Raw genomic sequence first — 9,973 nt, 5'->3', positions numbered from 1 at the left:
ATATTTTCGTAATCTTTACAATTCTCATTACCACGCGGGATATAGTGCCCGTTATCAAATCGTTAGCAAGCTACAAATACGCTGCCTTCTCGCCGCTGAAACGAGTCTTGTCCCCCTCTTAAACTGTGACGCCCAACGCGCTTTCTCATTTACGACTATTCTTAACTGGCTTCGATGAAATTCACGATCTCGCTGTGTGATTTAAAGGAGTTCTCAATGGAATCTAAAGATCCAATGTTTGAGCTGCTGAGCAGCCTGGAACAAATTGTTTTTAAAGAAGAAACATCAAAAATCACCCTGACGCATAAGCCAAGCCCCTTTAGCGAATTTGAACAGTTACGCCGGGGGAGCGGGCTGGAAACGGATGATTTCGCCAGAGCGTTAGGCGTAACGGTTGCACTGGTACAGGAGTGGGAATCAAAACGCGTTAAACCCTCCAGTACCGAATTGAAGCTGATGCGCCTGATACAGGCTAACCCGGCATTGAGTAAGCAGTTGATGGAGTAATCGACAATCGTTGATGAACGGTCCTGATACAGGACCGTTTTCTGACCACTTAACCCATCGGGCGAAAAATAACAGTTGCATCACCAGGCGTTACATGAGTTAATGCGTTCCACGGTTTGACGTACAGACCATTAAAGCAGTTTAGTAAGGCAGTCCCCTTCAAGAGTTATCGTTGATACCCCTCGTAGTGCGCATTTCCTTAACGCTTAAAAAATCTGTAGAGCACGCCATATCGCCGAAAGGCACACTTATTTTTTAAAAGGTAATACACTATGTCCGGTAAAATGACTGGTATCGTAAAATGGTTCAACGCTGACAAAGGCTTCGGCTTCATCACTCCTGACGATGGCTCTAAAGACGTGTTCGTACACTTCTCTGCTATCCAGAACGATGGCTACAAATCTCTGGACGAAGGTCAGAAAGTTTCCTTCACCATCGAAAGCGGCGCTAAAGGCCCGGCAGCTGGCAACGTAACCAGCCTGTAAGCTTAAATAAGCTCAGAATTCGAGATCCCTGCCAGACGGCGGGGATTTTTTTTATCTCTTACCCGCCTTTCGATATCCCTGTTTCCCTTCTTTGCATTACTTTACCTGGCCAGCCTTTGACCTTTCCCTAAGGGTAAGCTTTATAGTGAAGACCCTGTTTTTCACATGGAATTGATGCTATGTCCAGACTCCCGTTGTTCTTCACGCTAGGTTTACTCACCAGCGGCGCCGCGTTTGCTGCATCGCCAGAAACCACATTCCTTGCCGAACATGGTCTTGCCGGTAAGTCAGTCGAGCAGATCGTGGATACCATCGATCAAACGCCACAACCCCGTCCACTGCCGTATTCGGCTTCCATCACCAGTACCGAGTTAAAACTCGCTTCTGATGGGCAGATGTATACCCTGCCGTTGGGCGAAAAATTCTATCTCTCGTTTGCACCTTACCAGCAGCAGACGCACCCGTGCTTTAACCACAGTTTGTCCGGCTGCCAGGGTGAAATGCCGGACACGACGTTCAACGTTAAAGTGACGGATAACAAAGGCAATGTGCTGATTCAGAAACCGCTCAAAAGCTATCAGAACGGGTTTATCGGCGTCTGGTTGCCGCGCAATATTGAAGGGACAATAGAAGTGAGCTACAACGGCAAAACGGCATCACACGCCATTGCCACGAAGGATGACAGCCAGACCTGTCTGACGGAATTGCAGTTGCAGTAACTCTTCCTGTCCCGTCCATAAAAAAACCTGCCCGAGGGCAGGTTTCAGCGTTTGTCTGCGGTGGTGACTTGCGCGATGTTTATTGCAGCAGCGAAATATCCGCCACACGCAGGAACAGCTCACGCAGTTTTTCCAGCATCGAGAGGCGGTTGATACGCAACTCTTTATCCTCGACGTTCACCATCACTTTTTCGAAGAATAAATCGACCGGCTCGCGCAGTTCAGCCAGTTCCACCAGCGCGTCCTGGTAACGGCCTTCGGCAAAGTACGGTTCGAGCTTGTCACGCAGTACCACAACCTGCATCGCCAGCGCGATCTCTTCTGGCTCTTTCAACGTTGAGGCATTAACACGCTCGTTCAGCGTCTCATCAGACTTCGCCAGGATGTTAGAGACACGCTTGTTGGCTGCCGCCAGCGCAGATGCCGCTTCCAGCGTACGGAAGTGCGAGACCGCCTTCATACGCGCGTTGAAATCAGCCGGACGGGTCGGACGACGTGCCAGCACCGCCTGGATGGTATCCACGGTGTAACCTTCATCCTGATACCAGGCCCGGAAGCGACCGAGCATAAAGTCGATCACGTCATCCACCACGTTCGCGTTGGTCAGCTTATCACCGTACAGACGCACCGCTTCCTCGGTCAGCGTTTGCAGATCGAGGTTCAGGTTCTTCTCAACGATAATGCGCAGCACGCCCAGCGCAGCACGACGCAGCGCAAACGGGTCTTTGTCCCCTTTCGGGTGCTGACCGATACCGAAGATTCCCGCCAGGGTGTCCATCTTATCCGCAATCGCCAGTGCGCAGGCAATCGGGTTAGACGGCAGGTCATCACCGGCAAAGCGCGGTTGATACTGTTCGTTCAGAGCGACGGCAACATCTTCCGCTTCACCATCGTGGCGAGCATAGTGCATGCCCATTACGCCCTGGGTATCGGTGAATTCGAAGACCATGTTGGTCATCAGGTCACATTTCGACAGCAGGCCCGCACGGGTGGCATGGTTAACGTCTGCGCCAATCTGACCGGCAATCCAGCCCGCCAGCGCCTGAATACGATCGGTCTTGTCGCGCAATGTACCCAGCTGCTGTTGGAACAGCACGGTTTGCAGACGCGGCAGGTGATCTTCCAGTCGTTTTTTACGGTCAGTATTGAAGAAGAACTCGGCATCCGCCAGACGCGGGCGCACCACCTTCTCGTTACCGGAAATGATTTGCTGAGGATCTTTCGATTCGATGTTCGCAACGAAGATGAAGTTCGGCAGCAGTTTGCCGTCGTTGGCGTAGACCGGGAAGTACTTCTGGTCACCTTTCATGGTGTACACCAGCGCTTCAGAGGGTACCGCGAGGAATTTCTCTTCGAATTTCGCCGTCAGTACCACCGGCCATTCCACCAGCGAGGTCACTTCTTCCAGCAGGCTGTCGCTCAGATCGGCATTACCGCCGATCTTGCGCGCCGCGTCTTCGGCATCCGCTTTGATTTTGGCTTTACGCTGTTCGTAGTCGGCAATAACCTTACCGCGCTCCAGCAGGATTTGCGGATACTGGTCAGCATTGTCAATGGTGAACTCCGGCTCGCCCATAAAGCGATGGCCGCGAATAATGCGATCGGACTGAATACCCAGAATGGTCGCCGGAATGACTTTGTCGCCCAGCAGCAGAGTCACGGTATGAACCGGACGTACGAAATGCACGTCGCTTGCTCCCCAGCGCATCAGTTTCGGGATCGGCAGTTTCGCCAGCGATGTAGCGATCATGTTCGGCAACAGCGCTTCGGCACTTTCGCCTTTCACGTGTGCACGATACAGCAGCCATTCGCCTTTATCGGTGGTCAGACGCTCAGCCTGATCAACGGTAATACCACAACCCCGAGCCCAGCCTTCTGCCGCTTTGCTCGGTTTGCCTTCGGCATCAAATGCCTGGGCAATCGCCGGACCGCGTTTTTCAACTTCGCGATCGGGCTGGGATTCCGCCAGATTAGCGATTTTCAGCGCCAGACGACGCGGTGCCGCAAACCATTCAACATGGCCGTGCGCGATGCCAGCATTATCCAGCTCCGCCGTCACGTTCGCAGCAAAGGATTCCGCCAGGCTGCGCAGGGCTTTTGGTGGCAGCTCTTCAGTGCCGATTTCCACCAGGAAAGTTTTCTCAGACATGGCCGCCTCTTATTTGTCTTTATTGCACATCGGGAAGCCGAGGGCTTCACGGGAAGCGTAGTAAGCTTCTGCCACTGCTTTAGTCAGGGTACGAATACGCAGAATATAGCGCTGGCGTTCGGTGACGGAGATGGCTTTGCGCGCATCCAGCAGGTTGAAGCTATGGGCGGCCTTCAGAATACGCTCGTAGGCAGGCAGCGGCAGCGGCGTTTCCAGCGCCAGCAGTTGCTGCGCTTCTTTCTCGTACTGCTCAAAGCAGGTGAACAGGAAGTCCACGTCCGCGTATTCGAAGTTGTAGGTGGATTGCTCCACTTCGTTCTGATGGAACACGTCGCCATACGTGGTTTTACCCAGCGGGCCGTCGCTCCATACCAGGTCGTAAACGCTGTCTACGCCCTGAATGTACATGGCCAGACGTTCCAGACCATAGGTGATTTCACCGGTGATCGGCTTACATTCCAGTCCGCCGACCTGCTGGAAGTAAGTGAACTGCGTCACTTCCATCCCGTTCAGCCACACTTCCCAGCCCAGACCCCAGGCACCCAGCGTCGGGTTTTCCCAGTTATCTTCCACAAAGCGAATGTCGTGGATGGTTGGATCCATACCCAGCTCTTTCAGCGACCCGAGATACAGCTCCTGGATGTTGTCCGGAGAGGGCTTAATCACCACCTGAAACTGATAGTAGTGCTGTAAACGGTTCGGGTTTTCGCCATAGCGTCCATCAGTTGGACGACGAGAAGGTTGCACATACGCGGTTGCCATCGGTTCTGGCCCCAACGCACGCAGGCTGGTCATCGGGTGCGAGGTACCTGCACCCACTTCCATGTCCAAAGGTTGAACAATGGTACAGCCCTGACGAGCCCAGTAATCCTGTAATGTCAGGATCAGGCCCTGGAAGGTCTTGGTATCAAACTTTTGCATAGTATTTCGTGCTGGATACGTGTGGTTTTAAAAGGAAGGGATCAGTATACCCGCTGACTGCAAGATATACAGTACGAAACGGGAAAAAGGCAGGGCTTAACGCATGGAAAGATGTAAAAACTGCCCATCTGCATCAAAAGAGCAGACAAAACTCTCTTTACGGAAGGTAGCGCCGCGCATCTCATAACTTCCCTGAAATTGTTCAAAGCCCGTAACATCAATTTTCTGCGTACCGGTATTATAGCGTCGCGCAGCCTGATCTTTGCACAGCGCTTCCATATCCAGCGTGCGCGTGGGGCTGACTTTCACTTTCTGCGCCTTTTGTGTCGGCGATGGCTGGGAGGGTGTACATCCTGCCAGCAACAGAATCACCATTGCTGGAAAAAAAGATTTCATCATCATTTTATTACCGCCTAATTCACTGATCAGTCTTATTATTATTACGTTCGGTGTGGCAGACGCATTTTGCGAATCCCATCGGACCATCACAACCTTTAGTGTAAAAACTCAGATTAATCCAGCGGGACAGGCTGACAAAATGTGAGTCAGACCATTTTTGAAACGAAAACAGAGGAACTGATGCAGCCCAAAATTTTCTGGATTGATAACCTGCGAGGGATCGCCTGTCTGATGGTGGTCATGATTCACACCACAACCTGGTACATCACCAATGCACAGAGTGTCAGTCCCGTTAACTGGGATCTTGCCAACGTACTGAATTCGGCTTCACGCGTTAGCGTGCCGCTATTTTTTATGATTTCGGGCTACCTCTTTTTTGGCGAGCGCAGCGCACAACCACGCCATTTTTTACGCATCGCGCTGTGCCTGCTGTTTTACAGCGCCGTTGCCCTGCTCTACATCACATTGTTTACTTCGATTAACGCCGAACTCTCCTTAAAAAATCTGCTGCAAAAACCGGTGTTCTATCATCTGTGGTTTTTCTTCGCGATCGCCGTGATCTATCTGGTCTCGCCGCTGATTGAGGTGAAAAACGTGAGTGGCAAAATGCTGCTGGTGCTGATGGTGGTCATTGGCATTCTCGCCAATCCGAATACCGTGTCGCAAAAAGTGGGCGGATTCGAGTGGCTCCCCATTAATTTGTATATCAACGGCGATACCTTTTACTACATTTTGTACGGGATGCTAGGACGCGCTATCGGCATGATGGAAACACAAAAACGCGCGCTTTCCTGGTTAAGCGCGGGGCTTTTCGTGCTGGCGGTGTGGGTCATCTCTCGTGGGACGTTGCATGAACTACAGTGGCGCGGCAATTTTGCCGATACCTGGTATCTCTATTGCGGCCCCATGGTCTTTATCTGTGCTGTCGCGCTACTGACGCTGGTGAAAAACACGCTGAATACGCAAACGGTCCCTGGGCTGGGGCTGATTTCACGCCATTCACTCGGCATTTATGGCTTTCATGCGCTCATTATTCATGCCTTGCGCACCAGCGGTCTGGAAATCAAACGCTGGCCGCCGCTGGATATGTTGTGGATTTTCAGCGCGACTCTCGTGGGCAGTTTACTACTTTCAATGCTGTTACAACGCATCGATACGCGCAGGCTGGTCAGTTGATGTTGAAATGCCCGGTCGTGGCGCCGGGCATTTCAGAGAGACTAAAACCGTTATCAGGGAGAACGCCGTCTCAGACGCCGTAACAAATAGCAAGCCAGGAAACCCCACAGCAAAGTGATCCCCTTTTTATTTAATGATCCGATGCACGAATCAGGCGTACAAAACCCAGTAGACCCATAAAGAGCGCCACCGGATAGAGACCCCGCCCACTCAGTGAAAGCGGTGCATTGAGGATGCCGACCAGAAACAACCCCAGCGTGATAAGCGCGACCAGTTGGCACACGGTAACGACGCTATCGTCCAGTTGGTCGCGTTTTTCCTCACGTAGATAAACGTATGTGACAAACATTGCGGTCACCAGGACACCGAGGAAATAACCTTTTCCGCTCAGTAAGGGGCATGCCATCCCTAAGCCGATAACGTAAGTCGATGTGCCTGAGATGAGCAACAACCAGGAAATTAACGTTGAGCTTTTCACTGGGATCTCCTTATCCAACGGATGCAGATTAGGGATAACCTATGAAAGACAACACTGAAAAATGAACAGAAAATGGAATTTCAGAATAAATCCATATATTTAATTTATTGATCAATTATTTATATGCTTTGGGTTAATCCCTCCTGCAAAACAGGAGGGATTCAGACTCAGGACATGAGTGGAAGTAGCTGCTGATAAAGACGGCGGAAGGTTTCCCGGCGCTGTTGATAAACGCTATGGCGTTGCCTGTCGGGCATATGTGTTTGTTCAAGCGGAAGTTGCGGCAATAGCTCGGCTAATGACTTCTCCGGATTCATCGCAATTTGCGCCAGACGAGCGGCACCCAGTGCCGGCCCCACATCACCACCGGTGCGATAATCCAGTTGCAGGCCACTGATATCCGCCAGCATTTGCCGCCAGTACGCGCTGCGCGCACCGCCGCCGATCAGCGTGATGCTTTGCGGCTTCACCCCACAGGCATGTACCACATCCATCCCGTCGGCCAGCGCATAGCCCACGCCTTCCAGCACCGCGCGCGCCAGCTCAGCCGGTCCATGCTGATGGGTCAGACCAAAGAACACGCCTTTCGCCTGCGGATTATTGTGCGGCGTACGTTCACCTGAAAGATACGGCAAGAACCAGACAGGGTCGGCTGCCTCATCAGCCTGCTGCGCCGCATCAATCAGCGCCGGCACCGTCTTCAGACCGATTAATGTTGCCGCCCAGTCCAGACAGGAGGCTGCACTTAGCATCACCGACATCAGATGCCAGCGCTCAGGCAACGCATGGCAAAAGCTGTGTACTGCGCTTTCGGGCTTGCTCAGGAAACCGTCACTGACGGCAAAATAGACGCCGGACGTTCCCAGTGACAGCATGGCCTGATCGGCATTGACCATCCCTACGCCGACTGCGCCCGCCGCATTGTCGCCACCGCCTGCAACGACAGAAACCGCAGGCATATCCCACGCCATTGCGACATCAGGCAGCAATTTGCCGGTAATCTCACTCCCTTCAAATAACGCGGGCATATGGTCACGGGTCAGGCCGCAGGCATTCAGCATCACGTCACTCCAGTCACGTTTTTCCACATCCAGCCACATCGTTCCCGCAGCGTCAGACATATCGCTGGCAAATTCACCGGTCATGCGTAAACGCAGATAGTCTTTCGGTAGCAGCACCTTTGCCACCTGATGGAACACCGCTGGCTCGTGGCGCTGTACCCACAGCAGCTTCGGAGCCGTGAATCCAGGCATCATCAGGTTACCCGTGATGGCGCGCGACTGCGGCACCATTGACTCCAGCAACGCGCACTCCTCGCCACAACGTCCGTCATTCCACAGAATGGCCGGTCGCAGCACCTGTTGCTGGCTGTCGAGCAACGTCGCGCCATGCATCTGCCCGGCAATCCCCAGCGCTTTCACTTTACTTAACGAATGCTGCTTGCCTAACGCCTTCAGGGCGCGGTCGGTCGCCAGCCACCACTGTTCGGGATCTTGCTCCGACCAGAGCGGATGAGGACGGGAGACGGTGAGTTTTTCCGTTTGCGATGCGACCACCTCGCCTTGCTCATTGAGCAAAATCGCTTTCACGCCCGAGGTGCCAAGATCGATCCCAATATACATAGGGTGGGTTCCTTAAACTGAAATGCCCGGTGCCACAACGCTCACCGGGCTTGTCAAATCACCAACCGGGAAACGCTGCGTCACCCGGCGATGTCGATTATTTATCGAACAGGTAATGATTCACCAGGTTTTCCAGCTGTTCCTGATGACCGCTCTGATGCACCGGCGCCAGGTTGTGCTGTTCAGCATAATGCGCCAGTTCGCTTAACGACATCTGTCCTTTCAGGATCTGCTGGCCCAGTTCGCTACTCCAGCCGGCATAACGTTTCGCGACGCGCTTATCCAGCTCGCCATCCTCAATCATGCGCGCGGCAATTTTCAGCGACAGCGCCATCGTGTCCATCGCGCCAATATGGCCATAGAACAGATCGTATTTATCCGTACTCTGACGGCGCACTTTGGCGTCAAAGTTCAGGCCACCGGTGGTGAAACCGCCCGCTTTGAGGATTTCGTACATCACCAATGCGTTCTCTTCTACGCTGTTCGGGAACTGGTCGGTATCCCAGCCCAGCTGCGCGTCACCCCGGTTGGCATCGACAGAGCCAAACAGACCCAGCGCAATCGCCGTGGCGATTTCGTGGTGGAACGAGTGACCTGCCAGCGTCGCGTGGTTAGCCTCAATATTCAGTTTGATCTCTTTTTCCAGACCGAACTGCTTGAGGAAGCCGTAAACGGTCGAGGCGTCGTAGTCATACTGATGCTTGGTCGGTTCCTGCGGCTTCGGCTCAATCAGCAACGTGCCCTGGAAGCCCGTTTTGTGCTTGTGCTCAACCACCATTTGCATGAAGCGGCCAATCTGCTCACGCTCCTGACGCAGGTCGGTATTCAGCAAGGTTTCGTACCCTTCACGTCCGCCCCACAGCACGTAGTTTTCACCGCCCAGTTTGTGCGTGGCATCCATCGCCGTTACCACCTGGGTGGCCGCCCAACTGAACACTTCCGGATCCGGGTTCGTCGCCGCCCCGGCACCATAACGGGGGTTGGTGAAGCAGTTTGCCGTTCCCCACAGCAGTTTCACGCCGCTCTGCTCTTGTTTCTCTGCCAGCACATCCACCATTTCGGCGAAGTTATTTTTGTACTCTTTCAGCGACGCGCCTTCCGGCGAAACATCGACATCATGGAAGCAGTAGAACGGAACGTTCAGCTTGTGGAAAAATTCAAACGCGACGTCCGCTTTACGTTTTGCCAGCGCCAGCGCATCCCCCGGTTGCTGCCACGGACGATTAAACGCCCCGACACCAAACATATCAGCCCCGTTCCAGCAGAAGGTATGCCAGTAGCAGGCTGCAAAACGCAGATGATCTTCCATCCGTTTGCCCAATACGATCTCATCAGGGTTGTAATGACGGAATGCTAACGGATTAGTGGAACGGGGGCCTTCATAACGAACGCGATCGAGTTGGTCAAAATATGCCTGCATAATGAACTCCATAATCAGGAAATACGACGAGAATAGGTCATGTCGTAATATTGAGCACTCCCCTCCCGTTGCTCAATTATGTTATTTCACACTGCTA

General features: G+C 53.0%; 10 protein-coding genes. 4 read left to right on the top strand and 6 right to left on the bottom strand.

Translation table 11 applies throughout. The annotated features are described in order from the left end of the window. Positions 1 to 216 precede the first annotated feature (216 nt). From AB7E14_RS01720 to cueP, 3 genes are all read left to right on the top strand, one after another. Positions 217 to 507 (top strand): HTH-type transcriptional regulator, encoded by a 291-nt coding sequence (locus tag AB7E14_RS01720; protein WP_042998571.1) that lies wholly within the window; start codon positions 217 to 219, stop codon positions 505 to 507. 272 nt (positions 508 to 779) lie between these two features. Continuing rightward, positions 780 to 992 (top strand): transcription antiterminator/RNA stability regulator CspE, encoded by a 213-nt coding sequence (cspE, locus tag AB7E14_RS01715; protein ID WP_000014594.1) that lies wholly within the window; start codon positions 780 to 782, stop codon positions 990 to 992. A 179-nt stretch (positions 993 to 1,171) separates the two neighbouring features. After that, the gene (gene cueP / locus AB7E14_RS01710; RefSeq protein WP_316962401.1) at positions 1,172 to 1,711 is read left to right on the top strand and encodes a copper-binding periplasmic metallochaperone CueP; all 540 of its coding nucleotides are present in this window, start codon (positions 1,172 to 1,174) and stop codon (positions 1,709 to 1,711) included. Between the two features lie 79 nt (positions 1,712 to 1,790). On the opposite strand, the gene glyS is transcribed toward cueP, so the two are convergent. From glyS to AB7E14_RS01695, 3 genes are all read right to left on the bottom strand, one after another. Beyond that, the gene (gene glyS / locus AB7E14_RS01705) at positions 1,791 to 3,860 is read right to left on the bottom strand and encodes a glycine--tRNA ligase subunit beta (RefSeq protein ID WP_058587417.1); all 2,070 of its coding nucleotides are present in this window, start codon (positions 3,858 to 3,860) and stop codon (positions 1,791 to 1,793) included. A 9-nt stretch (positions 3,861 to 3,869) separates the two neighbouring features. Next, positions 3,870 to 4,781 (bottom strand): glycine--tRNA ligase subunit alpha, encoded by a 912-nt coding sequence (gene glyQ / locus AB7E14_RS01700; protein WP_042323214.1) that lies wholly within the window; start codon positions 4,779 to 4,781, stop codon positions 3,870 to 3,872. Between the two features lie 96 nt (positions 4,782 to 4,877). After that, positions 4,878 to 5,183 carry a YsaB family lipoprotein gene (locus AB7E14_RS01695; protein ID WP_042998574.1) on the bottom strand — a complete coding sequence of 102 codons (306 nt, stop codon included), beginning with the start codon at positions 5,181 to 5,183 and terminating at the stop codon, positions 4,878 to 4,880. A 177-nt stretch (positions 5,184 to 5,360) separates the two neighbouring features. Here AB7E14_RS01695 and AB7E14_RS01690 point away from each other — a divergent pair, with 177 nt between their 5' ends. Next, positions 5,361 to 6,356 carry an acyltransferase gene (locus AB7E14_RS01690; RefSeq protein ID WP_192503022.1) on the top strand — a complete coding sequence of 332 codons (996 nt, stop codon included), beginning with the start codon at positions 5,361 to 5,363 and terminating at the stop codon, positions 6,354 to 6,356. 130 nt (positions 6,357 to 6,486) lie between these two features. On the opposite strand, the gene yiaB is transcribed toward AB7E14_RS01690, so the two are convergent. From yiaB to xylA, 3 genes are all read right to left on the bottom strand, one after another. Beyond that, positions 6,487 to 6,834: an inner membrane protein YiaB gene (gene yiaB, locus AB7E14_RS01685; RefSeq protein WP_042998575.1), complete on the bottom strand. Its 348-nt coding sequence runs from the start codon at positions 6,832 to 6,834 to the stop codon at positions 6,487 to 6,489. 167 nt (positions 6,835 to 7,001) lie between these two features. Continuing rightward, positions 7,002 to 8,456: a xylulokinase gene (gene xylB / locus AB7E14_RS01680; protein ID WP_046401667.1), complete on the bottom strand. Its 1,455-nt coding sequence runs from the start codon at positions 8,454 to 8,456 to the stop codon at positions 7,002 to 7,004. A 97-nt stretch (positions 8,457 to 8,553) separates the two neighbouring features. Beyond that, entirely contained in the window at positions 8,554 to 9,876 is a 1,323-nt protein-coding gene (gene xylA / locus AB7E14_RS01675; RefSeq protein ID WP_044328307.1) for a xylose isomerase, read from the bottom strand. Between the last annotated feature and the right edge of the window lie 97 nt (positions 9,877 to 9,973).

This window comes from Citrobacter sp., from assembly GCF_050252275.1.
GTDB lineage: Bacteria > Pseudomonadota > Gammaproteobacteria > Enterobacterales > Enterobacteriaceae > Citrobacter_A > Citrobacter_A amalonaticus.
This window is presented reverse-complemented; position numbering and strand designations above follow the sequence as displayed.

Excerpts from the sequence above, each read along its gene's own strand:
- xylA (WP_044328307.1), bottom strand. The coding sequence starts at position 9,876 with ATGCAGGCATATTTTGACCAACTCGATCGCGTTCGTTATGAAGGCCCC.
- AB7E14_RS01720 (WP_042998571.1), top strand. The coding sequence starts at position 217 with ATGGAATCTAAAGATCCAATGTTTGAGCTGCTGAGCAGCCTGGAACAA.
- glyQ (WP_042323214.1), bottom strand. The coding sequence starts at position 4,781 with ATGCAAAAGTTTGATACCAAGACCTTCCAGGGCCTGATCCTGACATTA.
- AB7E14_RS01690 (WP_192503022.1), top strand. The coding sequence starts at position 5,361 with ATGCAGCCCAAAATTTTCTGGATTGATAACCTGCGAGGGATCGCCTGT.
- glyS (WP_058587417.1), bottom strand. The coding sequence starts at position 3,860 with ATGTCTGAGAAAACTTTCCTGGTGGAAATCGGCACTGAAGAGCTGCCA.
- cueP (WP_316962401.1), top strand. The coding sequence starts at position 1,172 with ATGTCCAGACTCCCGTTGTTCTTCACGCTAGGTTTACTCACCAGCGGC.
- AB7E14_RS01695 (WP_042998574.1), bottom strand. The coding sequence starts at position 5,183 with ATGATGATGAAATCTTTTTTTCCAGCAATGGTGATTCTGTTGCTGGCA.
- xylB (WP_046401667.1), bottom strand. The coding sequence starts at position 8,456 with ATGTATATTGGGATCGATCTTGGCACCTCGGGCGTGAAAGCGATTTTG.
- cspE (WP_000014594.1), top strand. The coding sequence starts at position 780 with ATGTCCGGTAAAATGACTGGTATCGTAAAATGGTTCAACGCTGACAAA.